Origin of the sequence: Reyranella sp. CPCC 100927, from assembly GCF_007859315.1 — a bacterium.
Taxonomy (GTDB): Bacteria; Pseudomonadota; Alphaproteobacteria; order Reyranellales; family Reyranellaceae; genus Vineibacter.
This window is the reverse complement of sequence record NZ_VOHA01000016.1, coordinates 28205-54628: the sequence shown is the minus strand read 5'-3', so window position 1 is coordinate 54628 and position 26424 is coordinate 28205. Positions and strand designations below refer to the sequence as shown.

Sequence of the window (26424 nt, the reverse complement as noted above, 5' to 3'; positions counted from 1 at the left end):
CCGGTAACCTTCGCGAACGGCGGGCTCACGCCCGGGATGGCCAAGTGCTCGTGCCGCGGCGCTCCTGATCCGACTACCCAAAAGATGCGATTGATGACACGCCGGTCGTTGATCGGTGGGATGCCGCGCGGCTTGTCCGGCAGCATCGGTTTGATCGCGGCTCATTCGCGGTCGGTGTTCGTCGCTTGAAGCGCAGGCCCGCGATCTGCCTCAACCTATCTCAAAGTGTAGGTTTATCTACTTCTTGGGTAGCTGAACCTAGCAGGCTGCACGGTATCGAGGGCCCGGTACGTTCGCGATCATGGTCTCGCCACTAGCGGAGCAACACCACCACTAGCAGAGCAACATCACTCGTAGAGAGGAGACGAACATGCTGGACGACACCTTACGTCTCGATAGACCGAGGGCCGATGAATTGGTTCCGTCGCGCTACGCGCTGCGGGTCGGCGAGATTGACGTGCTGGTGATCAGCGATGGGGTGCTGCCGCTGCCTGACGCGACGATCGCCACCAACGGCAAGCCGGCCGAGGTGGCGGCCTGGCTGGACGACATGCGCCAGCCGGCGGACAAGTTCTTTTGGCCGCTGAACGTGATCGTGGTGCGCAGTGGCGGCCGGACCGTGCTCATCGACGCCGGCGTTGGAGCGGAGTTCCGGGACTTCCCGCAGACCGGGCGATTGGCACAGCGACTGCAGGCCGCCGGCATCGACCCTGCATCCGTGACCGACATGGTGATTACCCACCAGCACGTCGACCACGTCGGCGGGCTGCTTGCCGACGAGCTGAGGAGCCGGCTTCGCCCGGACTTGCCGATCCACATCGCGGCTGCCGAGGTCGAGTTCTGGAGGTCGCCCGATTTCTCCCGCAACGCCTTTCCGAAGGGGATACCGGACGTGCTCCGATCGGCCGCCACGCGGTTCGCGGACACCTACCGCAAGCAACTTCAGCTGTTTGATGACGAGCGCGAGGTGGCGCCGGGCGTGGTCATCCGTCGCACCGGCGGCCACACCCCCGGGCACAGCGTGGTCCGCCTGACGTCCGGCGGCGAACGGCTGACGTTCCTCGGCGATGCCGTGTTCCATAACCACTTCGAGCGTCCCGATTGGCACAACGCGTTCGACCATGACCCCGAGGAGTCGGTCCGCGTCCGGGTCGGTCTTTTGCGGGAGCTGGCGGCGAGCCGCGAGCTGCTGGTGGCCGCTCACGTGTCGTTCCCGTTCGGTCGGGTGGCGGTCGCCGGCAACGCCTTTCGTTTCATACCGGCCTACTGGGAATACTGACCGCTTGTCGGTCAGCACCGAACGCGACGACCCGCATGCGCTTGAACAACGGGTCGATCGCAGCGTCGTACGACATCATCAGCATCTTCGCCGGCGTAGGCTTCGTTGCCCAAGCCGGCGAAATCGCGAGCGTGACTCACCTCAACCCATCTCAAAGGGCAGGTCTACCTGCTTCTTGGATAGCAGAACCTAGCAGGTTGCACGGTATCGAGGGCTCGGCACGTCAGCGATCATGGTCTCGCCACTAGCGGAGCAACACCACGAGCGAAGGAGGAGACAAACATGTTGGACAACGCCTTGCATCTCGGTAGACCGAGGGCCGACGAACTGGTTCCGTCGCGCTACGCGCTGCGGGTCGGCGAGATTGACGTGCTGGTGGTCAGTGATGGGCTGCTGTCGCTGAAAACCCCGAACTTGGCCACCAATGCCGACCCGTCCGAGGTGGCGGCCTGGCTGGACGACACGTTCCTGCCGCCAGACGAGATGGTGTGGCCGGTGAACGTGGTCGTGGTGCGTAGCGGCGGCCGGACCATACTGATCGATTCTGGGCTCGGGGATCAGCAGCCGGACTTCAGGCGGGCCGGGCGGTGGGCCCAGCGCCTGCAGGCTGCAGGCATCGATCTAGCGTCCGTGACCGACGTGGTGCTTACCCACATGCACTTCGACCACGTTGGCGGGCTGCTCGTCGACGGGGTGAGGGAGCGGCTGCGTCCGGACGTACCGATCCACGCGGCTGCCGCCGAGGCCAAGTTCTGGGCATCGCCCGATTTCTCCACGAACGCCTCCATGCCAGCGTGGTTTCCGGACGCGGCTCGGTCGGCCGCCGCTAGGTTCTTGACCGAGTACGGTAGCCAGCTGCGGCTGTTCGAGGCGGAGCATGAGGTGGCGCCAGGGGTGCTCGTCCGTCGTACCGGCGGCCACACCGTCGGGCACAGCGTTGTTCGACTGGCGTCCGGAGGCGACCGGCTGACGTTCCTCGGCGATGCCGTGCTACCAGCCGGTTTCGACCACCCCGACTGGTACAACGCCTTCGAACACGACCCCGAGGACGCTGCTCGCGTCCGAATCGGTCTTTTGCGGGAGCTGGCGGCGACCCGCGAGCCGCTGGTGGCCTGCCATCTGCCGTTCCCGTCCCTCGGCCGGGTCGCGGTCGCCGGCGACGCCTTTCGTTTTGTACCGGCCTATTGGGAGTACTGACCGCCTGAGCGCAGCGAAGGATCTTGCAGTACTGGCATCGACACGGACGGCGCTGATGATCATCAGCGCCGTCATTCTTTGAGGGACATACCGCAGGGTCCTTCGCTGCGTTCAGGACGACGAGAAGGGCCGATGCACATCCGCCAATAACGTACACCAGGATAGCGACCGTCTTGGACGAATAACCAAGATAACTGCAACGGCAATTCAAGGGCGCTGCAAGGTCTTCCGGCCGGTTTGCAGGCATCCTCCGCTCACATCGATCGCGATGGACGTGATCGATACCCAACAGAGGGTCCCATGCCAAAGCAACCGTCCGCCCAACGCATCGTCATCATCGGTGCCGGCTTTGCCGCTATGTACGCTGCGCTCTCCGCCGCCCGTCTTCGCGACATGAAGGGCGTCTCGTCCCAGGAGCTCGAGATCGCGCTCGTTGCACCGGAGCCCACTCTGGTGATTCGCCCGCGTCTCTATGAGCCGAAGCCGGAAACCCTGACCGCGCCGCTCCAGGATGTCCTCAAGGCCATCGACGTTCTCTACGTGCAAGGCCTCGCCGAGACCGTCGACACCAAATCCCGCTCGGTGCAATTCGTTACCGCCAAGGGTGTGCGCGAGACACTGCCATACGATCGGCTGGTCGTGGCCACCGGCAGCCGGCTGTTCCGTCCGAACATCCCTGGCCTCGCCGAGTATGCCTTCAGTGTCGACCAACGCGACGACGCGGTTGCCCTCGACCGGCACCTGCACAGCCTGGCGGATCGGCCGGCGTCAGCGGCGCGCGACACCGTCGTCGTCGCCGGCGGGGGCTTCACCGGCATCGAGGTGGCGACGGAGATGCCGGCGCGGCTTCGTGCGATCCTCGGCAAGAATGCCAAGCCGCGCGTCGTCATCGTCGAGCGCAACGACGCGATCGCGCCGGATATGGGCGCCGGCCCGCGGCCGGTCATCGCGGGTGCACTGCGCGAGCTGAATGTGGAGACCCGGCTCGGCGCCGGTGTCGCGTCACTGGACGATACCGGTGTCACACTGAGCGATGGCGTGCGCATCGAGAGCGCGACCGTGATCTGGGCGGCCGGCATGCGCGCCGCGCCGTTGACCGCGCAGATCCCGGCCGAGCGCGATAACTTCGGCCGGCTGCTGGTCGACCGCGAGTTGCGTGTGTCGTCGGTACCCGGTGTTCTTGCGACGGGCGACGCTGCCAAGGCCGCCTGCGACGATGTCGGCAACTACGCTCTGATGTCGTGCCAGCACGCCACGCGAATGGGCGCCTTTGCCGGCCACAACGCCGCCGCCGAGCTGCTGGGCGAGCCGCTGAAGCCGTATCACCAGAAGGCCTATGTCACCTGTCTCGACCTCGGTGAATACGGCGCGCTCTTCACGCGCGGCTGGGACCGCAAGGTGGAGATGGTCGGCGCCGAGGCGAAGAAGACCAAGCAGGAGATCAACACGGTGTGGATCTACCCGCCGAAGCCCGAGCGTGCTGCGGCGCTCGCATCGGCCGAGCCGGAGCGCGTCACCGACGTCTAAGCGCCTCGCGCGACAAGGGCTGCGCTCCGCATCGGAGCGCAGCCCACGCAGCCATCGATAGCCTGGAGCCCATAGCAATGAACCGCGAGACCCTTCGCAGGACGGCATTTGCCATGCCGTTGACCAACCCGGCTTTTCCCGCCGGCCCGTACCGCTTCGTCAACCGCGAGTACTTCATCATCCAATACCGGACCGATCCCGAGGCGTTGCGCCGGGTGGTGCCGGAGCCGCTTATGCTGCTCGAGCCGGTGGTGAACTACGAGTTCATCCGGATGCCGGATTCAACGGGCTTCGGCGACTATACCGAAAGCGGTCAGGCCATCCCGGTATCCTACCAGGGCCAGGTCGGCAGCTTCACCCATCAGATGTTCCTCAATGATCATCCACCCATCGCGGGTGGGCGGGAGCTGTGGGGCTTTCCCAAGAAGCTGGCGCAGCCGACGCTCGCGGTCGAGACCGACACCCTGGTTGGCACCTTGAACTACGGCTCGGTCCGCATCGCCACCGCGACCATGGGGTACAAGCACCGCACTCTCGACGCCGCTGTCGAAGCCAAGAAGCTCACGGCGCCCAACTTCCTGATCAAGATCATCCCGCATGTCGATGGCACGGCGCGCATCTGCGAGCTCGTCCGCTATCACCTCGAGGATGTGACCGTGAAGGGGGCCTGGAGCGGCCCGGCATCCTTGCAGCTGTCCCCGCACGCGCTTGCGCCCGTTGCCGAGCTGCCGGTGCTGGAGGTGCTGTCGGCCAAGCACCTGGTCGCCGACCTCACGCTCGGCCTCGGCACCGTCGTGCACGACTACCTGGCTGAGACGGCAACACGTCTGCCACGCCACGCGATGTCGGTCTGACGCGGATCGTCAGTCCCAGGAGAATGACAATGTACGTGAACCATAAACAGCAGCTCGGCGATAGCGACGCCTCCACGCAGATCGAGATACCGCATTATGATGTCGTGGCCCTGGTGCTGCAGGGTGGCGGGGCGCTCGGGGCCTACCAGGCCGGAGTCTACGAGGGCCTGCACGAGGCTGGAATCCGGCCGACCTGGCTGGCTGGCATTTCGATCGGCGCGCTCAATGCTGCCGTGATCGCGGGTTCGCCCGAATCCCACCGCGTGGGGCGGCTGCGCGAGTTCTGGGAGACCATCTGCGCCGCGCCGGTGGAATGGCCGGCGCACGACGGCCTGCTGGGCGCCTTGCCTTTCACCGTCGACCTGCGCTCCGCGCGCAATGCCGCCGCGGCCATGCGCGCCCTAATGACGGGACAGACCGGCTTCTTCAAGCCGCGATTCCCGCCGCCCTTCATGTCGCTGTTTCCCGGCGACGCCGCCACCAGCTTCTACGACACCACGCCGCTGCGTGACACGCTCAATCGCCTGGTCGATTTCGATCTGCTGAACGCGGGCGACACCAGGGTCAGCGTCGCGGCGGTGAACGTCCGCAACGGCAACATCGTCTACTTCGATACGGCGGAGCGACGACTGAGGGCCGAGCATTTCATGGCATCGGGCGCCCTGCCGCCGGGCTTTCCCGCCATAGAGATCGACGGCGAGTACTACTGGGACGGTGGCGTGGTCTCGAACACGCCGCTCGCGCGCGTTCTCTCGAGCGAGCCACGGCGCGATACCCTGACCTTCCAGGTCGACCTGTGGTCGGCCAAGGGCCGGCTGCCCAACGACCTGCTGGAGGTGTCGAGCCGGCAGAAGGACATCCAGTATTCCAGCCGGACCCGCGCCATCACCAGCCACATGATGCAGATGCAGAAGATGCGCCAGGCGCTGCAGCAATTGATGGCGAAGCTGCCGGAGGCGGCGAAGAACGACCAGGACGTCCTGGCCATCGCCGATCTGGCCCGCCATCAGGCCCACAACATCATTCACCTGATCTACCAGTCCAAGGCCTTCGAAGGCCACTCCAAGGACTACGAGTTCGGTCTGCATGCGATGCGCGAGCACTGGCAGAGCGGCCTGGATGACATCCGCCGCACCCTGGCCGACCCGCGCCGCCTGCACCGGCCGGCGCCGGAGCAGGGCATCGTCACCCATGACGTGCATCGCGAGACCCGCGCTTCGTAGTTCACCCGCTTCCCTCAGACCACATCACAAGGAATACGGTCATGTTGAAAGGCAAAGTTGCGATCGTCACCGGCTCTACCAGCGGTATCGGCCTCGGCATCGCCAGGGTACTGGCCGGCCAGGGCGCCGACATCGTGCTGAACGGGTTCGGCGATGCCGACGAAATCGAAGCGCTTCGCAGTGACCTCGAGCGCGCGCACGGCGTGCGTGCCGTCTACGACGGTGCCGACATGTCGAAAGGTGACGCCGTGCGCGGCTTGGTCGCGGCCACGGTCGAGAAGCTGGGCCGCATCGACATCCTGGTGAACAACGCTGGCATCCAGTTCACGGCACCGGTCGAGGAGTTCTCGGCCGCCAAGTGGGACGCGATCCTGGCGATCAACCTGTCGGCCGCATTCCACGGCATTGCCGCGTCCGTGCCGCCGATGAAGAAGCAAGGCTGGGGCCGGATCATCAACATCGCCTCGGCGCACGGTCTGGTCGGCTCGGTCCATAAGGCGGCCTACGTGGCGGCCAAGCACGGGCTCGTTGGGTTGATCAAGGTGGTCGGCCTGGAGACGGCCGGCAGCGGCATCACGGCCAACGCCGTCTGCCCCGGCTGGGTGTTGACGCCGCTGGTCGAGAAGCAGATCGCCGACATCGCGGCCCGCAAGAAGATCAGCCGCCGCGATGCGACAATGGAGCTTCTCGGCGAGAAGCAGCCCTCGCAGGCCTTCGTCACACCGGAGCAGTTGGGTGGGACGGTGGCGTTCCTCTGCTCGCCGGCGGCTGATCAGATCACTGGCACGGCCATCGCTGTCGATGGGGCATGGACCGCCCAGTAGGACGCCGACACTCCCTCAGGACATCGCGCGAAAGGATCGCCGCAATGAAGGACGAGCCACGCCCCTCTTCAGGTCTGCTCCGTCGCGATGTCTTGCTGGGCGGTGTGGTCGGCATCGCCGCGGCCGGCGTCGCTGTCGCTGACCTGGCCCAGGATGAGGAGGACGTTCCGGCTTCTCACCCTGGCCAGGGGCACCCGGAAGATCTCCGACCCGGGTGCGCCGCACGACATCAGAGCGAGGTATCAGGATCGGGTCAATGCCGATCTGCGTGCGTTGATCAGGGCCTGAACACATGCGGGCCCACCGGTCATCGAACTCAACGGGAAGGGCGCAACCCATGACGGCCACACAAGACAAACTCGCCATCCGAATCGTGATCATGACGATGGTGGCGTTCAACGGCATCTTCCTCAGCGCGAACGGCCTCTTCATGCTCGTCGCGCCGGAGACGTGGTACTACGCCGTGCCGGGCGTGACCGAGACCGGCTTCTACAATCAGCACTTCATTCGCGATATCGGGATCATCCAGCTGTTCCTGAGTGTGGCTTTCGGCATCGGCATGTTCCGATCGGAACGCCGCATCGGGCTGTGGGCCGCCGCGACGCTGTGGCTGAGCGCGCACGCCGTCTTCCATCTGTGGGAGGTGGCCGTCGGCATCTGTTCGCCATCGGCCATCCTGCGCGATTTTGCAGGCGTCAGCCTGCCAGCAATTTTCGGGGCGATGTTGACCCTCTGGGCAATCCGCCAAGCACACGCTGCAAAAGCCGCGTGTGCTTAGCCGGCCTTACTCGGGCAACCCCGCCTTTCGCAGGCCATCTAGATAAGCATCCATCAGCTTTGCATCAAAAATAGGCGCCCGCCGGCGCAAGGCTGAAACAGTCAATGTAGGCTCCTGTTGCAGCAGATGCGCGATCGTATCGCGTGCCTCCTGCACGCGACCGAGCCCGATCAGGCATGCCGCATGGAAGCGAAGCGCCGGTGCAAAGAATGGCCGCTCCCTGAGCGCGCGGGACGTCCATGTGACGGCCTCATCGAAGCGTTCGGCCAGGAGGTGGGTGCATCCGATGGCGGTCATGGTAAAGAATGCTTCCGGATCGTATGGGCTCAGTCGGATGGCTTTGAGAAGTGGTGGGAGGGCTTCGTCGGGCTGCCCTGCGGTCGCCAGTGCCCAGCCGCGAAGGCCTAGCGCCTGCGCGCCGTTCGCATTCAGGGCGAGCGACCTGTCGTACAGCGCGAGCGCCCGCTCGGGGTCGATGCGAAGCTGCCACAGTGCAAAGCCCACCATCCACAGCACGGTCGGGTCGTCCGCGCCATCCCGCAACGCCTCCTGACCAAGCCGTGCCGCGGTGGCTTTTTCGGCTTCCGGCGCGGTGGCCCAGCCGTGGGGATTTCGCCACGCGTAGCAGCGCGCGGCCAGCGCCTTCGCCAGTGCAAAGTGCGGGTCGATGGCAACGGCCCGATCGAGCAGCGCAAGCGCTTGATCCACGCCCTCGCGGGTCAGGGCGTGGAAGTGCGGCAGCGCCCGGAGATAGCAATCGTAGGCGTCCAGGCTTCCGGTCGGCTTGCGCATCGCGCGCTCGATCTCCGCCCGTTCCACTTGTGGCGCGATGACGCCGACGACTCCCTCGGCCATCCGATCCTGCACCTCGAAGATGTCGTCGAGGGCGCTTTCGAAGCGGTCCGCCCAGATATGCGCCCCGGTCGTCGCATCGATGAGCTGCCCCGTGATGCGCACGCGGTTGGCAGCCTTGCGCATGCTGCCTTCCAGCACGTAGCGCACACCGAGCTCGCGGCCCACCTGTTTCACATCGACCGCCCGGCCCTTGTAGGTGAAGCTTGAATTGCGGGCGATGACGAACAGCCAGCCGATGCGCGACAGCGCCGTGATGATATCCTCCACCACGCCGTCGGCGAAGTATTCCTGCTGCGGATCGCCACTCAGGTTCTGGAACGCCAACACCGCGATGGACGGCTTGTCGGGAAGGGCGAGCACCGGCGTGATCGTCTTGTTCGATCCGGCGGTTCCGGTCTCGAGTGGGACGCCGCCATCGGATGCCCGGGTCTCCTCCCGGACGTCGCCAACAAACCGGAACCCCTTGCGCGACGCTGTCCGGATCAGGCGCTGCGTCTCGCCGTTGTCACCGATCGCCTTGCGCAGGCCATTGATATGGCTGGTCAGGGTTGATTCTGAGACGATCCGCCCATCCCACACGGCTTGCAGCAGGTCATCCTTGCTGACGACGCGGTCACGGTGCTGCACCAGGTAGAGCAGCAGGTCGAAGATCTTGGGCCCAACGGCGACTGTCTCGACGCCGCGCGTGAGCTCACGTCGTTCGGGGTCGAGCACGTAGTCTTCAAACCTGTACTGCACGTCGGCGGCCCTACCGCGCCTGGGCGTGAGGACTGTCGTCCCACGCAGCCGATGGCACGACTACGCCTTCCCCGGTGAGGAGTCTTTCACTCCCAACCAGGCTGAAAGGACCGAACGATGAAACCCCTCCGGTCTGCACCGCGCACCCCGTCATCGCGTGGCCACTCGTAGCCGCCTACGCCATTCTACATTCTAGGTGATTGTTCAGGTCGTACCACGGTGTGCAGGCCACCGCCACCCCACGGTTCGGTGCCAGTGTCGACGCCACGCGCGACAGGTTGCGATTGGACGTACCGCTGCAAGCAGCGAGACACAGTCGGGCATCCTGCGCTGCGCGCTTACCATCGCGGCGGCCCTTGACAGTTGCGCCGCATCGGACGACGGTGCGCTCGATTCCAAGGGGAGTCCCGACAAGGGGCTGAGAGACTGCTGGCACTGTCCGTCACGGACGTTGCAGCGCGGTGACCCTTCGAACCTGATCCGGATCATGCCGGCGAAGGGATGGATCTCGTGGCCTCACCGCCCCGTCTCCCGCACTTCGCGATCCGGATCACCACCGGCGCCGTGCAGGAGACCATCATGCCCGACTCGCTATCCCCTCAATCGACGACCACCGTGTCGACCGGCCCGTTGCCCGCGTCGCGCAAGATTCATGTCGCCGGCGTTCATCATCCCGATCTCCGCGTGCCGTTGCGCGAGATCGAGCTGACGCCGGGTGCCGGCGAGCCGCCGGTGCGCGTTTACGACAGCTCCGGTCCCTATACCGATCCGGCGATGCGCATCGACATCGCCGCCGGCCTGACGCCCTTGCGTCGGCCCTGGGTGCTGGCGCGCGGCGACGTCGAGGAATATGACGGCCGCACCTGGAAGCCCGAGGACGACGGCCGGCGCCGCGGCGATACACGGGCGCGCGATGCGTTTCCCGGCTTGATGCGCCGGCCCCTGCGCGCCAGATCAGGCCAGACCGTGACTCAACTCGAATACGCGCGCCGCGGCATCGTCACGCCGGAGATGGAGTTCATCGCCATTCGCGAGAATCTCGGCCGCGCCCGTGCGTTGGAGGATGCACGCGAGACCGTGGCCGACGGCCAGAGCTTCGATGCGGCGCTTCCCGAACACGTGACGCCCGAGTTCGTGCGTGACGAGGTGGCGCGCGGCCGCGCCATCATCCCGGCCAACATCAATCATCCGGAGGCCGAGCCGATGATCATCGGCCGTAACTTCCTGGTGAAGATCAACGCCAACATCGGCAACTCGGCCGTGGCCTCGTCGATCGGCGAGGAGGTCGAGAAGATGGTGTGGGCGATCCGCTGGGGTGCCGACACGGTGATGGACCTGTCGACCGGCCGCGACATCCACACCACACGCGAATGGATCATCCGCAACGCGCCGGTGCCGATCGGCACGGTGCCGATCTACCAGGCGCTCGAGAAGGTCGGCGGCAAGGCCGAGGACCTCACCTGGGAGATTTTCCGCGACACCCTGATCGAGCAGGCCGAGCAGGGCGTCGACTACTTCACCATCCACGCCGGCGTGCGGTTGCCCTACATCCCGCTGACAGCAAGGCGCGTCACCGGCATCGTCAGCCGCGGCGGTTCGATCATGGCCAAGTGGTGCCTGGCGCATCATCGCGAGAGCTTCCTCTACGAACGCTTCGAGGAAATCTGCGAGATCATGCGCGCCTACGACGTCAGCTTCTCGCTGGGCGACGGCTTGCGGCCGGGCTCCGGCGCTGACGCCAACGATGCGGCGCAATTCGCCGAACTCGAAACCCTCGGTGAGCTGACGCAGATCGCCTGGAAGTACAACGTGCAGGTGATGATCGAAGGCCCGGGTCATGTGCCCATGCACAAGATCAAGGCCAACATGGAGAAGCAGCTCAAGGTCTGCGGCGAGGCGCCATTCTACACCCTGGGCCCGCTGGTCACCGACATCGCGCCCGGCTACGACCACATCACGTCAGGCATCGGCGCCGCCATGATCGGCTGGTTCGGCACGGCGATGCTCTGCTACGTCACGCCCAAGGAGCATCTGGGCCTGCCCGACCGCGACGACGTGAAGGTGGGCGTCGTCACCTACAAGATCGCGGCGCACGCCGCCGATCTTGCCAAGGGCCATCCCGCGGCCCGTATTCGCGACGATGCACTGAGTCGCGCCCGCTTCGAGTTCCGCTGGCGCGATCAGTTCAACCTGTCGCTCGACCCGGCGACGGCCGAGCAGTTCCACGACCAGACCCTGCCGGCCGAAGGCGCCAAGACGGCGCACTTCTGTTCCATGTGCGGCCCGAAGTTCTGCTCGATGAAGATCACGCAGGAAGTGCGGGAATACGCCGCCAAAGGCATGGGCGACATGTCGGCGAAGTTTCGCAACTCCGGCAGCGAGATCTACCTGCCGGCGGCCGACACGACGACGGCCCGTTGACATTCGCATGCGGCCATTGCCTCTCGGCCTCTCCCCGCCAGGGAGAGGCCGAGACCTCGCGCCAGCGTCGCTGCGCGGGGGCGACGGTCGCGACGAACCGGCGGTGGGCCGCATCATGCAGATCCGCCGGGAGCGGGGCGCGCTCGACACACGATGGCGGCGATGGCCGCCCAGGCTGGACGGTCCGGTATCGGCAGAAACTCAGAACGCCAGCAGGTTGTCGCGGAAGTGCGTGTGCTCGTACTCGCGCCGCGTCAGCTGTCGCTTCCACAGCGCGGGGACAAGCTCGTCCACGATCGACTGGATGTACTTCGGCTTGAAGTGGCCGACGACGAGAAAGCCGTCGCCACCAATTTCCTCCATGGCCTCCTGCATCTGGCCCGCGATCTGGTCCGCGGTGCCCACCATGTGGGTGAAGCCCTGGCCGTTGGGTTTGGTCACGATGTCGCGCAAGGTGGCATCGGGACCGGCGTTCTTGAAGGTGCGCAGCAGGGTCTGCATGCCGTTGGTCTTGATCTCGGGTACCGGCGTGTCGAGATCGAATGTTGAAAAGTCGATGCCGGACAGGAACGACATCGCGGCCAGGCCGCGCTCGACGTGCTTCTGGCGCACCTGCGCCAACATCTTCCGGGTGTCGTCGACCTCGTCAGCACTCTTCACGACCGTCGGCACGCACGTGAACAGGGTCTTGATCTTGGCGGGATCGCGGCCGAGCGCGGTGGCGTGGCGGTGCACCTCGTCGCGATAGTCCTTCATGTCGGCGATGGTCTCGCCGCCGGCCAGGACGATCTCGGCATTGCGGCCGCTGAATTGTCGCCCGCGCGGCGAGCCGCCCGGGGCCACGAACACCGGCCGGCCCTGCGGCGAGCGCGGCACGTTGAGCGGACCGCGCGACTTGTAGAATTTGCCCTCGAAGTGGACGGCCTTCACCTTGGCGGGGTCGATGAAGGTGTGGGTGGCCTCGTCCATCACCACGGCCTCCGGCTCCCAGGCATCCCACAACTGGCTGACCAGGTCGACGTATTCGTCGGCCATGTCATAGCGCAGGTCATGCTCGATCTGCTTGTCCAAGCCGTAGTTCTGCGCCGCCGCGTCGCTGGTGGCGGTGACGATGTTCCAGGCGATGCGGCCGTTCGAGAAGTGGTCCAGCGTCGACAGGCTGCGGGCCAGCAGCCACGGCGGGTAGAATGTCGTCGTCAGGGTCGGCGCCAGGCCGATATGCCGGGTCGCCGCGATCAGGTAGGGCGTCAGCATCACCGGATCGAACTTCGGCGTCATGGTGGCGTGCTTCAGGTAGAAGTCCATGCTGCCCTTGTAGGTGTAGGGCACCGCCGAGGAGTCCTCGAGGATCAGCACATCGAAGCGCGCCCGCTCCAGGGCGCGCACGGCGTCCTGGTACAGGTCGGGCTTCGTCCAGTCGTAGCCGTGACCGAACCCGGGCTCGTTCCAGCCTTGGATCGTGATGCCGGGTCCGAGAAACCAGCCGAGATGGAACTTGCTCATGGGACGGCACTCCGCATTGACCGACGCGGCGGGACTTTGCCCGCGATCCCTGGTGCCGGTTCATGCAAACGCGCGGCACGTCTCATAAAAAAAGCGGGAACGGCATGCCGGCGACCCCGGCCGTTACGAGGCGAGCGGCATGGCTGCGAGGAATGGAAGCAGCGGCTGCCCGGTGTGGAGCGCCGGACTTGCGAAGGCTTGCCGGAGTTCGACCAGAAATGCGGTTTCGGCGTCACGGTACGGCTTGCTGCGCGCCCGCGCCAGGCAGACCGAGCGCACGATCTGCGGATCCTTGATCTCGTGGATGGCAAGGCCCCGCCGATGGCGGCTCCTGTTCACGGAGCCGGTCGGCAGGATCGTGGCGCAGTCGCCGATCTTCACCAGATTGAGGCAGGCGGCCATCGAATCGACCTCGATCCGGGGCTGCAGCGTCAGTCCATGGCGGCCGAGGCTGTGCATCAGCAGCGTGCGAAGGCCGTGTCGGCTGGACGGCAGCAACAACGGCAGGCGCGGCACCTGCCCGAGGCTGACCGGGCCCGGCGGCAGCAGGCCTGACGCGGCGCTCGTGACGACGGCCAGCGTGTCTTCAACGATCACCTCGAGCGCCAGGTCGGGATCGGCGACGTATCGGTCGACAAGGGCGAAATCGACCAGACCGCGCTGCAACCACCGCATCAGCGTGCCGGAGTACCCCTCCATGACGCGCAGCACATCGTCGGGATGCTGGCGGGACCAACTGTGCAAGGCCGCGGCGAACCCTTGCGACATCAGGCTTTCGTCGTCGAGCGCCGGAATCATGCCGATCCGGATCGGCATTGCGCGTTTGTCGGCCGTCGCGCGCAGATGGCGCAGCGTCGCGCTGAAACGCGCCATCAGCGGCCGCAGCAGGTGGTGCAACGCGGCGGCGCGATCGGTCGCGCGCAGTCCCTGATGGGAGCGATCGAACAGCCGACAGCCCGCCTGCGCCTCGATGTGGTGCAACTGCACGGTCAACGCCGGCTGTACGATCGACAGCCGTCGTGCCGCGCGGCCGACATTGCCTTCCTCGTAGAGGACCATGAACGATCGGCAGTATTTCAAGGACAGCGGCCGGGTTTGCGGCACGGGGAACGGAACGCCGGAAGGCTGGTCGAGCGATGCCTGCACCGCGTCGCGCAGCAACCGGGCGATGTCTGGGAATGCGCCACCGGTGACCGCCAGAACCGGGTCGAGGTGCGTCGTCTCGACACGCGCGACGGTAAACTGCTCGTCGACCAGGCTGGGGTTGAACAGGCTCGCCGGGATGATCGCAGCCGTGCCGGGCGTGAGCGCGATCTCGGCCAGGACGCCGGCAAGCGTGTCATCGGACCATGCGACGGTGGTCTTCGCCTGCGTGGCCAGCGCTGACAGGCGTGCGCGCGCGTCCGCCGGCAGGTGTGGGGCGTGGAGTTTTACGTCGGCCAGTGCGTCCAGCCCGACGCCGGCAGCCTCGTCACTGTTCTGCCGGCCGGCACGGATCAACAGCCAGCGATCCGCGGCCGACAGCGTGCCGGTCGCGCCGGAGGTGAAACCCAGATCACCGGCGGCAGGATTGTCCCTCACATAGGTTGGCAGCAGGCAGATGTCCGGCCGCTGCATTGCCAGCTGGGCCGCGATCCGGTCGACCGCCCGATCGAGCAGGGAACCGGGAAAGCCTGACGGCAGCAGGATGGGAGTGAACGTCGGTGTCGCGCGGCCGCTGCGGAAGAACCGGGCGCAGAAGGTCGCGTGCGCCAGTAGCGTCCGGAACCGATTGTACGTTTCCAGGCCGGCCTCGGTGGGCAGGACACGCGCCGAGTTGCTGCGACGGAAGTGCTGGTGCCCGATGTCGTCGGCAACCAGCTTGGCATGGGCGCTGACGGTCGAACGCCCCAGACCCAGGGACGCGGCGGCACGCACGACACTGCCTTCGCGGACGAGCGCGAGGAAGGTGCCGATCTGCGTGAATGTGATCACCGACCGGGAACGGACCGCATCGCTCGTCGCAGGAAACATCGCCTCGGCCAACACGTCTGTGCGGCCACCATCGCGGACGCACGCGAATGCGGACAAACGACTTTTCCTTACAAGCCGATCAAGCAGCGCTTTCCGATCTTCCCGGTAGAGACTTTCAAGGATCGCGTTTCTGGGTCGGGTCGAGCAGGTCGCGCAGCCCGTCGCCCAGCATGTTGACCGCCAGCAAGGTCACCGACAGGAACACGGCCGGGAAGAAAATCAGGGTCGGGCGGATCTGCCACAGCGCGCGGCCGTCGGCCATGATGTTGCCCCACGACGGCGTTGTCGGCGGCGTACCGGCGCCGATGAACGACAGGCCGGCCTCCAGCAACATGGCCGTCGCCCACACGAAGGTGGCCTGTACGATCAGCGGGGCGACGATGCCCGGCAGCAGGTGCCGGACCACGATCCTCGGCCACGTCGTTCCCACCGATATTGCGGCTTCGACGTAAGGCTGTTCCCGTAGCGTCAGCACGATGCCACGGATCAGGCGCGCCACCCGCGGCACTTCGACGATGGTGACGGCGATGATCACGTTGAGCACCGAACCGCCCGTGACGGCCATCAGCGCGATCGCCAGCAGGATGGCCGGGATGGACATGACGCCGTCCATCACGCGCATCACCACCGCATCGAGCCGCCGATCCGAAGCCGACAGCATGCCGACGGCCGCTCCCAGCAGGGACGACAGCGCGGCGACCGCGACACCGACGAGCAGCGAGACCCGCGCCCCGTGCAACACACGCGCGAACAGATCGCGCCCCAGCTGGTCGGTACCGAACCAGTGCTGAGCTGACGGTGGCAGCAGGCGGCGGCCGGGTGACAATGCGCGCGGGTCGGCGTCGATCAGGGACGGCCCCGCGACGGCGAGAACAACCACGGCCATCAGCAGCACACCGCCGATGACAAGGTCGGCGTGCCGCCGCAGTACGGCCAGGCGCGTCCCGAGGCGCAGCAGCGAGAGGCGAAGCGGTTCGCCTGGCGCCGCCGGATGCAGATCGCGCGGCGTGCCGTCGCTCAATACCGGATCCTCGGATCGAGCATCGTGTAGCACAGGTCGACGGCGACATTGACCAGCACATAGGCGGCGCTCAGCAGCAGCACGACGCCCTGGATGATCGGATAGTCGCGATGCAGGATGGCATCGACCGTCAACCGGCCGATGCCGGGAATGGCGAAGACGTTCTCGGTGATCACAGCCGAGCCGATCAGCGTGGCAATGCCGATGCCGATGATGGTGACGATGGGCACGGCCGCGTTCTGCAGGGCATGGCGGAACAGGATGCGCCACGGCGGCAGACCTTTGGCGCGCGCCGTGCGGATGTAGTCTTCCGACAGCACCTCCAGCATCGAGGCCCGCGTGACCCGCCCGATGAGCGCGGCGTAGACCAGGCTCAGCGTCACCGCCGGCAGGATCAGGCTGCGCAGCCACGACGGCACGCCGTCGGACAGCGGCGCGAAGCCTTGCACCGGCAGCCATCGCAACTGGGTGGCGAAGATGAACGCCAATGCATAGCCGGCGATGAACGAGGGAATCGAAAAACCGAGCGTGGAGAAATAGACCAGGGCACGGTCGGTCCAGCCGCCGCGGCGGGCTGCCGCAACGACGCCGAACGGCACGCCGACGGTAATCGAGATCACGACGGCCAGGATCAGCAGCGAGAAGGTCGGCTGCAGGCGCTGCCCGATCATGTGCGCCACCGGCTCGCCGCTGAAGATCGATGTGCCGAGGTCGCCGTTCACCATCTGCCATGCCCAGCTGGCAAAGCGCCGGTGCGGCGGCTGGTCGAGCTCCAGCGCGGCGCGGATCTTCTCGATCTGGTCTGGCGTCGCCTGGTCGCCGGCCAACACCGTCGCCGGATCACCCGGCGTGAGGTAGAGCAGGCTGAAGACGATGGCGGCCACCACGCCCATCACGGGCACGGCCATCAGGATCCGGCGAATGGTGTAGGCCAGCATGGCGCGCCGCGCGTCAGGTCTTCGCGATGTTCCAGTAGGCGAACACCGGGCTGGGGAACACACCCGTCACGTTCCTGCGGTAGGCGACCTGGTTCAGCACCGAGCCCAGCGGAATGTAGGGCAGGGTCTTGAAGGCCTGGACCTGCAGCATGACCGCCAGACGCTTCTGTTCGTCCGCGTCCGTCGCGTTCGCCCACTGATCGCGCAGCGACTCCATCTGCGGGTCGTTCGGCCACCCGAACCACGCCGTCGGGCCGCCGGCGCGCAGCATCTGATGGACGGCGGGATTGACGATATCCGACCCGGTCCACACGGTGACGAACAGGCTCCAGCCCCCCTTGTCGACCGGCTCGCGGCTGACCCGGCGTTGCGCCAGGGTCGCGAAATCCATGGCCACCAGCTTCACGTTCATGCCGATGCGCCGCAGCAGGTCTTCAGCGACCTGGCACATCGCCGCGGTGGCAGGTGAATCCATGACGCCGAGAATGACCACGGGTTCGCCGGCGTAGCCCGCGTCTTTCAGGGCGGTCCTGGCCTTGTCGATGCTCCTGACTTTCAGGATGTCGGCGCCATCCTCGCTGGCGTAGGGCGAGTCGGCGCCATAGTAGCTGTAGCATGGCTTGATCAACGCCGGATCGGAGACCGCGCTTTTCAGGAAGTCGGACTGGTCGACGGCCATCGCGACCGCCTGGCGGATTCGCGGGTTGTCGAAGGGCGGCTGCGTGTGGTTGAGCTGCAACATGTAGTAGTTGCCGGTCGGGTTGCGTGTCGCGACCACGATGTTGCGATCTTCCCTGAGGATGGGAAGCAGGTCGGGCGGCGGCGAATCCCAGTAGTCCTGCTCGCCGGCCTGGAGCGCGGCCATCGCGGTCGATGAGTCGTTGATGAACGTCCACGCCACGCGCGCCACGGCCGGGATGCGACCACCGGCAATGCCGTTCACCGGTTCCTTGCGTGGGATGTAGCCGTCGAACCGGGCCCAGGCGGCGCGCGCGCCCGATACCCATTCGTCCTTCAGGAACCGGTAGGGACCGCTGCCGATAGTGTCGGTCACCGCCTTCATCGGGTCGGTCTTGGCCATGCGCTCGGGCATGATGAAGCACTGCGACGAGCTCGACTTGCCCAGTGCCGCCGGCAGCAGTGGGAACGGTTTCTTGAGCTTGATGCGGAAGCGCCGGTCGTCGACCGCGTCGAACGTGTCGATGAACTTCATCGTCAGTTGGCCGAAACCGTCGCGGGCACCCCAGCGCTGTATCGAGGCGATGCAGTCGGCCGATCGCACGGGCTCGCCGTCGTGGAATTTCAGGCCCTCGCGCAGGCCCAGCAGGTAGGTGCGGCCTTCGTCCTCGACCGTCCATCCCTCGGCCATCTGGGGCTGCGGCACATACGCCATGTCGACGGCCAGCAGCTGGTCGAAGGTGAGGAAGGCATAGTCCTTGGTCGGCGGAGCCGTGGTCCAGATGGGATCGAGCGACGCCAGATTGCCGTTGCGGATGACCCGCAGCGTCGTGGCCGCCGACTTCTGCGCCAGGCCGGGCCGCGCCAAAATCGGCAGCGACCCTGCCGCCAGGGACGCACCCGTGAGGAACTGCCGACGTTTCATGGGGACGGGCCTTCGAAAGACGACCGGGCCGCCCGCGCGGCCGACATCCCAGGCTAGGGGCCACCCCGCGGGCAGGGCCAATAGTTGAAACCGGAACCGGCCATAAAAAACCTCGTGACCCTCCCGCCTGGGACGGGGTGCGGCTGGTCAAGGTCACGACATTGGCGCACAGGCCGCCAGATCCCGGTACGGTTCGGGCCGCCGCGTCGTGGCATTCAAGTTTTCAGCGCAGATCGGCTTCTTCGCGTTTATGGGGATGCATGCGGAGTATGATCGGATTGTCGCATTGACGGTCGACGGTACGGGCAGCGACGGTTCAGATGGAGTCCGGCCGGTGAAGGAGGAGGCAGAGGCCATGCGCGATGAACTGGCAGCAGGCCGCGCGCCCATCGCCGGCGCGACGACCTGTTTCGAGGGCGCCCCGCCGGCGGGGCGGGCCAGCCCTGGACTTTAGACATCGCGAGCAGGCGTTGGCGTCACTGCTGGTTTCCAGGAGCCCTGACCTTTGAGCTTGCGAACGGCACGGCCGCCGATCTGGCTGTTGATGATCGCGACCGTTGCCTCGCAACTGGCGCTGACGATCTATCTGCCGGCGCTGCCCAGCATCGCCACGCACTTCAACGTCGCCTATGGCACGGCACAGCTCACCTTGTCGGTCTATCTGCTGGCCTTCGCGTTCGCGCAGCTGGCCGTGGGCCCACTCTCCGACCGCATCGGACGACGCCCTGTTCTGCTGGCCTGTCTGGCGATCTTCGTCATCGCCAGCGTGCTGTGCGCGCTTGCCGTGTCGATGGAGATGCTGATCGGCGCGCGCCTGTTGCAGGCCTGCGGCGCCTGCGGCGGCGTGGTGCTGGGCCGCGCCATCGTGCGCGACAGCCGCGCCGCGCACGAAGCGCCGCGCGCCATGGGCTACATGGCCTCGTCCATGGCGCTTGCCCCGGCGCTGGCGCCGCTGCTCGGCGGGCAGATACTGCTGATCTTCGATTGGCGCGCGAACTTCTGGCTGATGGCGGCATTCGGCGGTGCCGTGCTGATCGCGGTCTGGCTGATCCTGGGCGAGACGGCACCGAAATCGAAGGCGGCCGCCAGTTGGTTGCGCGCCTATCTCGAGGGGTTCCGCATCGTCATGCGCGAGCGGCGCTTCGTCGGCCTGATGATTGCGGCAACCTCGGCCTCGTCGGCGTTCAACATCTTCTTTTCGGGCGGACCGATCCTGCTGATCCAGGTCATGGGCGTGTCGGCCGCCTTGTTCGGCTGGTTCACCCTGGCCTGGGCCGGCAACTTCGTCATCGGCAGCCTGGTGCAGGGCCGCCTGCAGGGCCGCGTGAAGAGCATCAACCTGATCGCCTATGGTCAGCTCGTGCTGATCGCCGGCGCGCTGGGCATGATGGCGGGGGCGCTCGCGGGTTACGTCACCCCGCTGGCGCTGATTATTCCGCTGATCCTGATGGGCTGGGGCAATGGGCTGAACATGCCCAATGCCATGGCCAATGCGCTGGCCTCGGTGCCGGCCAGTCATGTCGGTGCCGCTTCGGCGCTGATGGGCTTCGTGCAGATGCTGGCGGCGGCGCTGCTCACCGTGCTGATGGGCTACGTGTCGCACACCACGCAATTCAACATCGGCCTGGGGATCGCGCTGGTCGGCCTCGCGGGTTTTGCCGGCTGGGCGTTGCTGGTGCGGCGATGATCGGCTGGCCGGCGGCTGGTCTGCCGGTGTCGCCCGATCGCTACATTATCTGCCACCCGGCGCCATGACGGCGGCGACGAAGTCGCGCTGCATGATGGCGTTGTAGATGACGTCCCAGGGCCTGTTGGCAAGGTCGGCACCCGCCACAGGCGTGCGGCTGGTCAAGGTGACGACATTGGCGCACAGGCCGTTCGATCCCGGCACGGTTCGGGCTGCCGCGTCGGTCGGCGCCAGCTGAGCCAGCGTCTGTCCGTTCATGAAGGTCGGGATCTCATTCCAGCGCTTGATGAACTGCTTGCCGCCCAGTTCGGCTTGGTCACAGCCCAGGTGGGCGAATACGACCGCAACGCCGTGTCCTTTGCCCGGCATATCGATATCGGCGATCAACGCCATGGCGTAGGGCGGCAGCCCTGTGGCCCGGTCGCGGGCCATCTTCTCTTCGAGTTTCTTGCGCATCTCATCGACGGTCTTCGGTTCCAGGATCGGCATCGACCCGTCGAAGCCGATGATCGGTGACGACAGGAAAGCCTGCACGATTCGAGTGCCGTCCTTGGACAGTGACTCGGCACCGCGCAGGACCGCGTCCACGACCGGTTGCGTGGTGATGTTCGATGTCGATGCGTTGCGCGCCGCGGCGACGACCGGGGGAAACGCGGCTTGAAACAGGTTCCGTCCCTCGCGCGCGACCACCGACGTCTTGCCGAGTTCGCCGCGCCAGGGATCGCCGGGACGGCGCCCCTTGATATCGATGGCGCCAGGGTTGCCGTTAGCCACCATGCCGCCCTCGATGGCGGTGAAGCCGCGGTTGGGCAGGTCGTCGAACACCGTCTTCGCGCTGGCGTCGTTGCGCAGGAACCAGACGGCAACCTCCTGCGGCGGACTGTTGTAACCAACGAACGCATCGATCTCGGTGGGTGCCACCGCGACCTGCCCTTCCCAGACGCCCATGTCGTGGTACCGCCACCACGAACTGAGCGGCCGGATCATGCCGCCTGCCGACAGGCGCCGCATGAGCTCCTTCGACATGGTTCCCTTGCCGTCGGGCAGAAGGCGTCGCGCTGTGGCGAGATCGACCGTGGCGGCCAGGGGGAACTGCTTGGCCTCCGTCTCCAGGATCGTCTCAGGGACCACCGACAGCAGCTGGCGCAGTGGCACGGGATCATCGGCATGAGCACTGCCGGCCGCCGTCATGACTGCAAGAGCAAGTGCATAGATCGAACGCGACTGTTTCACCGGCTATCTCCTGGGCTGCGGCCGCGTGGTATCATATCATGGCGTCGAATGTGAATGACTAGTCACTTTTCAACCATTCACGTTGGCGATAGATGGTCCTTAGCGCCTTGTCGCGCGCGGATTCGCGTAAGTACCTGTTTCTATGAATTAATTCCCCTGTGCTAGCTGCACTTCGCAGGTTCCCCCGAGCAGGAAACGCGCCGATTGATTCATCGGGCAAGCCCCCCATATGCTGTGAACAAACCAAGAAAAGTGGCGTTGCGTTGTGCCTGGGATCGCTTCCCGGAAAGTCCGTCTTTCGCCGCGTGGGTTCAGGATCCGTGACGTCCACTCCGCTCTTTCATCCCGCGGTCGCCGCCTGGTTCGCTGACCGTTTCAACACGCCCACGGCGGCGCAGGCCCAGGCGTGGCCGGCGATCAAATCCGGCCGCGACGTGCTGATCGCGGCACCGACGGGATCGGGTAAGACGCTGGCGGCCTTCATGGCGGCGATCGACGATCTGGTACGCCAGGGCCTGAGCGGCGAGCTGAAGAACGAGACGCAGGTCGTCTATGTCTCGCCGCTCAAGGCGCTGTCGAACGACATCCGCATCAACCTCGACGCGCCACTGTCCGGCATCCGCGCCGCGCTCCAGGCGCGCGGTCTGGCTGACGTCGATATCCGCACCTGGGTTCGCACCGGCGACACGCCGGCCAATGAACGCCAGCGCATGGGGCGGCAACCGCCGCATATCGTCGTCACCACGCCGGAGTCGCTGTACATCCTGCTGGGCTCGGAGTCGGGACGCCGCATGCTGGCGACCACCCGCACGGTGATCGTCGACGAGATCCACGCGATCGCGCCCAACAAGCGCGGCAGTCACCTGGCGCTGTCGCTCGAACGACTGGACGCCTTGTGCGGCCGGCGCCTGCTGCGCATCGGCCTGTCGGCCACACAGAAGCCGATCGAGACGGTCGCGAAGTTCCTCGTTGGCACGCAGGCTGGCGCCAGCCGTGCCTGCGAGATCATCGATACCGGTCATCGCCGCGACCGCGACCTTGCCCTGGAGGTTCCCGAGTCGCCGCTCGAGGCCGTCATGGCGATGGATGTGTGGGAGCAGGTCTACCGGCGCCTGGCCGATCTCATCGGACAGCACCGCACCACCTTGGTCTTCGTCAATACGCGCCGGCTTGCCGAGCGGGTGACGCGCCGGCTCTCCGACCTGCTGGGTGCGGCCAACGTCGCGGCGCACCACGGCAGTCTCGCCAAGGAGCAGCGCTTCGATGCCGAGCAGCGGCTCAAGCACGGCCAGTTGAAGGCGCTGGTGGCCACCGCGTCGCTGGAGCTGGGCATCGATATCGGCGATGTCGACCTGGTGTGCCAGCTGGGTTCGCCGCGCTCGATCGCGAGTTTCCTGCAGCGCGTCGGCCGATCGGGCCACGCCGTCGACGGCACGCCCAAGGGCCGGCTGTTCCCATTGTCGCGCGATGAGCTGGTCGAATGCGCCGCCCTGCTCGACAGCGTCCATCGCGGCGAACTCGACCGCCTGGCGATTCCCGAGCAGCCGCTGGATGTGCTGGCGCAGCAGATCGTGGCCGATGTCGCCACGCGCGAGTGGCAGGAGGATGATCTCTATGCCCTGATGCGGCGCGCCTGGCCGTACCGTGACCTGGCCCGCGCCGACTTTGACGCCATCGTGGTGATGCTGGCCGATGGCTTCAGCACCCGGCGCGGCCGCCGAGGCGCGCTGATCCACCATGACGCGGTCAACCACGTGATGCGCGGCCGTCGCGGGGCGCGGCTGACGGCGATCACGGCGGGCGGCACCATCCCCGACAATGCCGACTACCAGGTACTGCTGGAGCCGGAGAACCATGTCATCGGCTCGGTGAATGAGGACTTCGCCGTCGAGAGCATGGCCGGCGACATCTTCCAGCTGGGCAACAAGAGCTACCGCATCCAGCGCGTCGAGCGCGGCACCGTGCGCGTCGAGGATGCACAGGGGCTGGCGCCCAGCATTCCGTTCTGGCTCGGCGAGGCGCCGGGCCGCAGCGATGAGCTGTCGGGGGCTGTGTCGCGGTTGCGCGCGACGATGGCGCAGCATCTGCGGCGCGATCCCGCGGGCGAGAGCGCGCTGCACTGGCTGATGTACGATCTCGCGATGGCCGAGTCGGCGGCCGAGCAGTTGACGGCGTACCTCAAGGCCGGTCACGCCGCGCTGGGTGTGCTGCCGACGCGCGATGCGCTCGTGCTGGAGCGCTTCTTCGACGAAGCCGGCGGCATGCAACTGGTCGTGCATTCACCCTATGGCAGCCGCCTCAACCGGGCTTGGGGCCTGGCGCTGCGCAAGCGCTTCTGCCGCAAGTTCAACTTCGAGATCCAGGCCGCTGCGACCGAAGACAACATCGTGATTTCGCTCACCGAGGCACACAGCTTCGCGCTCGACGAGGTTACGCACTATCTGCACTCGGCATCGGTTCGAACGGTGCTGACGCAGGCCGTGCTCGACTCGCCGATGTTTGCCACGCGCTGGCGCTGGGTCAGCGGCGTGTCGCTGGCGCTGCCGCGTTTCCGCGGCGGCAAGAAGGTGGCGCCGCAGCTGACCCGCATGGCGGCCGAGGATCTCATCGGCGCGGTGTTTCCCGACCAGATTGCCTGCGCCGAGAACCTGCCGGGCGATCGCGAGATTCCCGACCATCCGCTGGTGCGGCAGGCGATCGGCGACTGCCTGACCGAGGCGATGGACATCGACGGCCTGGAGCACCTGCTGCGCGGACTGGAGTCCGGCGCGGTGCGCATGATGACGTGCGATCTCACCCAGCCGTCGCCGCTGGCGCTGGAGGTTTTGTCGGCACGCCCTTACGCCTTCCTGGACGACGCGCCGCTGGAAGAGCGCCGCACGCAGGCCGTGATGGCGCGTCGCTGGCTATCGGCCGACGACGCGTCCGACCTCGGGCGGCTCGATGCCGATGCCATTGCACGTGTGCGTGCCGAAGCCTGGCCCGAGGCGACGAACGCCGATGAATTGCACGATGCGCTGGTGTGGCTCGGCTTCCTGACCGAACAGGAGGCGCAGGCGACAGCCGGCTGGCACGATTGGCTGGTGGCCCTCGCCGGCCAGAAGCGGGCGGCGCGCCTGACGGTTGCCGGGTCGACGCTTTGGATTGCCGCCGAGCGTTTGGCGCAGGCGCAGGCCCTGTGGCCGGGGGTGGTCACGGCGCCGCCCATCGCGGCGCCGGCGCGGGCAGATGAACGTGCTTGGTCGCGTGACGAGGCGCTGGTCGAACTCATCCGTGGCCGGCTCGAGGGCTTGGGGCCAGTCGATACCGAGGCCCTGGCGTTGCCGCTGGGTCTGACGCCGGCTGAGATCGCCGCACCCCTGGCGGCACTGGAGGCGGAAGGCTTCGCCCTGCGCGGTCGTTTCACACCCGGCGCCAACGCCGATCAGTGGTGCGAACGCCGGCTGCTGGCACGCATCCATCGCTACACGATCAAGCGGCTGCGGGCCGAGATCGAGCCCGTCGCGGCACGCGACTTCCTGCGTTTCCTGTTCGCCTGGCAGCGTGTGTCACCGTCGGCGCGGATGGCCGGGCCGAAGGCGCTCGAAACGGTCGTGGTGCAGCTCGAAGGCTTCGAGGCGGCCGCCGGCGCGTGGGAGAGCGATATTCTCGCGGCGCGCATCGGCGACTATCGGCCGGCCTGGCTCGATGAACGATGCCTCGCTGGACAGATCGCGTGGCTGCGGCTGCGGCCGCACACCGCCCGCAACGGCGAAGGCCGCGCCGCGCCGGTGCGCACGACGCCCATCACGCTGCTGGAGCGCCGCCACGCCGCGCTGTGGACCGCTCTGTCACCGCACGGTGACGCCGCACAGGCTGGGGTGCGGTCCCGCGCCGTGCTCGACTGCATTAAGGAGCATGGCGCGTCGTTCCTTGATGAGCTGGTCCAGGGCACCGGCCTGCTGCGCCTGCAGGTGGAGGAGGCGCTGGCTGAGTTGGTGGCGCTGGGGCTGGTCACGTCGGACAGCTTCGGTGGTTTGCGCGCGCTGTTGACGCCGGCGAGCGAGCGTCGTGCCGGCGGCCGCCGTCGTCGCCGCGCGGCATCGTACGCCATGGAGGATGCCGGTCGCTGGGCATTGGTGCGTCGCCTGCGGCCAGCAGCGTCCAAGCCGGGCGATGACGCGACGGCGATCGAGCACGTGGCGCAGGTGTTGCTGCGCCGCTACGGCGTGGTGTTCTGGCGGATGCTGGAGCGCGAAGCCGCATGGTTGCCACCTTGGCGTGACCTGCTGCGCGTCTACCGCCGGCTCGAAAGCCGCGGTGATATCCGCGGTGGCCGCTTCGTGGCCGGCTTCACGGGCGAGCAGTTCGCGCTGCCCGATGCCATTGGCGCGTTGCGCGAGACGCGGCGCCAGATCGCGGACGACGACTGGATCGCCGTCTCGGGTGCCGATCCGCTCAACCTCGTCGGCATCCTGACACCGGGGCCGAAGCTTGCGGCGCTGGCCGGCAACCGGCTGCTCTATCGCGCCGGCGTGCCGATCGCGATGCTGTCGGGCGGCGAGGTGGAATTCTTCGGCGATCTCGATTCGGCGACCCAGTGGCGGGCCCGCAAGGAACTGCTGCGTCCAGTCGAACGCACGTCCGTCCTCACGCTGGTGCCGCCTCGGCCCGAGGGCGACGTCGCCGCCTAAACCCCGCCTGTGTTACATCTCCTCTTCCCGCGGGAGCGGGGAGAGGTGTGATCTCGG

Annotated in this window: 18 protein-coding genes, 1 pseudogene and 1 riboswitch; of the genes and pseudogenes, 11 read left to right on the top strand and 8 right to left on the bottom strand. The window is 66.6% G+C overall.

Going from position 1 to position 26424, the window contains the following annotated elements; genetic code table 11:
• Positions 1-56 precede the first annotated feature (56 nt).
• Positions 57-146 (bottom strand): annotated as a pseudogene (locus tag FQU96_RS42850) (IS5/IS1182 family transposase); the annotation flags it as partial.
• A 224-nt stretch (positions 147-370) separates the two neighbouring features.
• Between FQU96_RS42850 and FQU96_RS30270 the strand changes: the two are divergent.
• The 7 genes from FQU96_RS30270 (at position 371) to FQU96_RS30240 (ending at position 7682) form a co-directional block, all read left to right on the top strand.
• Positions 371-1279 carry an MBL fold metallo-hydrolase gene (locus tag FQU96_RS30270; protein ID WP_146545118.1) on the top strand — a complete coding sequence of 303 codons (909 nt, stop codon included), beginning with the start codon at positions 371-373 and terminating at the stop codon, positions 1277-1279.
• Between the two features lie 282 nt (positions 1280-1561).
• Positions 1562-2476, top strand: a complete 915-nt coding sequence (locus FQU96_RS30265) for an MBL fold metallo-hydrolase (RefSeq protein ID WP_146545117.1) — start codon at positions 1562-1564, stop codon at positions 2474-2476.
• 300 nt (positions 2477-2776) lie between these two features.
• Positions 2777-4003 (top strand): NAD(P)/FAD-dependent oxidoreductase, encoded by a 1227-nt coding sequence (locus FQU96_RS30260; protein ID WP_146545116.1) that lies wholly within the window; start codon positions 2777-2779, stop codon positions 4001-4003.
• A 77-nt stretch (positions 4004-4080) separates the two neighbouring features.
• Positions 4081-4857 (top strand): acetoacetate decarboxylase, encoded by a 777-nt coding sequence (locus FQU96_RS30255; RefSeq protein ID WP_146545115.1) that lies wholly within the window; start codon positions 4081-4083, stop codon positions 4855-4857.
• A gap of 29 nt (positions 4858-4886) precedes the next feature.
• Positions 4887-6080 (top strand): patatin-like phospholipase family protein, encoded by a 1194-nt coding sequence (locus FQU96_RS30250; RefSeq protein WP_146545114.1) that lies wholly within the window; start codon positions 4887-4889, stop codon positions 6078-6080.
• Between the two features lie 41 nt (positions 6081-6121).
• On the top strand, positions 6122-6904 hold the full coding sequence (locus FQU96_RS30245; RefSeq protein WP_146545113.1) for a 3-hydroxybutyrate dehydrogenase: 783 nt from the start codon (positions 6122-6124) through the stop codon (positions 6902-6904).
• Between the two features lie 379 nt (positions 6905-7283).
• The gene (locus FQU96_RS30240) at positions 7284-7682 is read left to right on the top strand and encodes a hypothetical protein (protein ID WP_146545112.1); all 399 of its coding nucleotides are present in this window, start codon (positions 7284-7286) and stop codon (positions 7680-7682) included.
• A 6-nt stretch (positions 7683-7688) separates the two neighbouring features.
• Here the strand turns inward: FQU96_RS30240 and FQU96_RS30235 are convergent, their stop codons facing one another.
• Positions 7689-9275: a winged helix-turn-helix domain-containing tetratricopeptide repeat protein gene (locus FQU96_RS30235; protein ID WP_146545111.1), complete on the bottom strand. Its 1587-nt coding sequence runs from the start codon at positions 9273-9275 to the stop codon at positions 7689-7691.
• 388 nt (positions 9276-9663) lie between these two features.
• A riboswitch (TPP riboswitch) is annotated at positions 9664-9794 on the top strand.
• A 60-nt stretch (positions 9795-9854) separates the two neighbouring features.
• On the opposite strand from FQU96_RS30235, the gene thiC reads away from it, so the two are divergent.
• Positions 9855-11696 (top strand): phosphomethylpyrimidine synthase ThiC, encoded by a 1842-nt coding sequence (gene thiC / locus FQU96_RS30230; protein WP_146545217.1) that lies wholly within the window; start codon positions 9855-9857, stop codon positions 11694-11696.
• 201 nt (positions 11697-11897) lie between these two features.
• Here thiC and FQU96_RS30225 read toward each other — a convergent pair whose 3' ends face one another.
• The 5 genes from FQU96_RS30225 to FQU96_RS30205 form a co-directional block, all read right to left on the bottom strand.
• Positions 11898-13199, bottom strand: coding sequence for an NtaA/DmoA family FMN-dependent monooxygenase (locus FQU96_RS30225; protein ID WP_146545110.1), 1302 nt, complete (start codon positions 13197-13199; stop codon positions 11898-11900).
• A gap of 123 nt (positions 13200-13322) precedes the next feature.
• Positions 13323-15269 carry a LysR substrate-binding domain-containing protein gene (locus tag FQU96_RS30220; RefSeq protein WP_146545109.1) on the bottom strand — a complete coding sequence of 649 codons (1947 nt, stop codon included), beginning with the start codon at positions 15267-15269 and terminating at the stop codon, positions 13323-13325.
• Between the two features lie 58 nt (positions 15270-15327).
• Positions 15328-16233, bottom strand: coding sequence for an ABC transporter permease (locus FQU96_RS30215; protein WP_178130793.1), 906 nt, complete (start codon positions 16231-16233; stop codon positions 15328-15330).
• Positions 16230-17171 (bottom strand): ABC transporter permease, encoded by a 942-nt coding sequence (locus tag FQU96_RS30210; RefSeq protein WP_146545108.1) that lies wholly within the window; start codon positions 17169-17171, stop codon positions 16230-16232. Before FQU96_RS30210 ends, FQU96_RS30215 begins: the two co-directional genes overlap by 4 nt.
• Before the next feature lie 13 nt (positions 17172-17184).
• Positions 17185-18774 carry an ABC transporter substrate-binding protein gene (locus FQU96_RS30205; protein WP_146545107.1) on the bottom strand — a complete coding sequence of 530 codons (1590 nt, stop codon included), beginning with the start codon at positions 18772-18774 and terminating at the stop codon, positions 17185-17187.
• A gap of 208 nt (positions 18775-18982) precedes the next feature.
• On the opposite strand from FQU96_RS30205, the gene FQU96_RS30200 reads away from it, so the two are divergent.
• Positions 18983-19228, top strand: coding sequence for a hypothetical protein (locus FQU96_RS30200; protein WP_146545106.1), 246 nt, complete (start codon positions 18983-18985; stop codon positions 19226-19228).
• A 51-nt stretch (positions 19229-19279) separates the two neighbouring features.
• Entirely contained in the window at positions 19280-20461 is a 1182-nt protein-coding gene (locus FQU96_RS30195) for a multidrug effflux MFS transporter (RefSeq protein ID WP_146545105.1), read from the top strand.
• 45 nt (positions 20462-20506) lie between these two features.
• On the opposite strand, the gene FQU96_RS30190 is transcribed toward FQU96_RS30195, so the two are convergent.
• Positions 20507-21694, bottom strand: coding sequence for a hypothetical protein (locus FQU96_RS30190; protein WP_146545104.1), 1188 nt, complete (start codon positions 21692-21694; stop codon positions 20507-20509).
• Between the two features lie 320 nt (positions 21695-22014).
• On the opposite strand from FQU96_RS30190, the gene FQU96_RS30185 reads away from it, so the two are divergent.
• Positions 22015-26367 (top strand): DEAD/DEAH box helicase, encoded by a 4353-nt coding sequence (locus FQU96_RS30185; RefSeq protein ID WP_146545103.1) that lies wholly within the window; start codon positions 22015-22017, stop codon positions 26365-26367.
• Positions 26368-26424 lie beyond the last annotated feature (57 nt).

Bases quoted from the DNA above. Each gene is read 5' to 3' on its own strand.
- FQU96_RS30270 (WP_146545118.1), top strand. From the start codon at position 371: ATGCTGGACGACACCTTACGTCTCGATAGACCGAGGGCCGATGAATTG.
- FQU96_RS30225 (WP_146545110.1), bottom strand. From the start codon at position 13,199: ATGAGCAAGTTCCATCTCGGCTGGTTTCTCGGACCCGGCATCACGATC.
- FQU96_RS30265 (WP_146545117.1), top strand. From the start codon at position 1,562: ATGTTGGACAACGCCTTGCATCTCGGTAGACCGAGGGCCGACGAACTG.
- FQU96_RS30250 (WP_146545114.1), top strand. From the start codon at position 4,887: ATGTACGTGAACCATAAACAGCAGCTCGGCGATAGCGACGCCTCCACG.
- FQU96_RS30240 (WP_146545112.1), top strand. From the start codon at position 7,284: ATGACGATGGTGGCGTTCAACGGCATCTTCCTCAGCGCGAACGGCCTC.
- thiC (WP_146545217.1), top strand. From the start codon at position 9,855: ATGCCCGACTCGCTATCCCCTCAATCGACGACCACCGTGTCGACCGGC.
- FQU96_RS30260 (WP_146545116.1), top strand. From the start codon at position 2,777: ATGCCAAAGCAACCGTCCGCCCAACGCATCGTCATCATCGGTGCCGGC.
- FQU96_RS30210 (WP_146545108.1), bottom strand. From the start codon at position 17,171: ATGCTGGCCTACACCATTCGCCGGATCCTGATGGCCGTGCCCGTGATG.
- FQU96_RS30245 (WP_146545113.1), top strand. From the start codon at position 6,122: ATGTTGAAAGGCAAAGTTGCGATCGTCACCGGCTCTACCAGCGGTATC.
- FQU96_RS30205 (WP_146545107.1), bottom strand. From the start codon at position 18,774: ATGAAACGTCGGCAGTTCCTCACGGGTGCGTCCCTGGCGGCAGGGTCG.
- FQU96_RS30255 (WP_146545115.1), top strand. From the start codon at position 4,081: ATGAACCGCGAGACCCTTCGCAGGACGGCATTTGCCATGCCGTTGACC.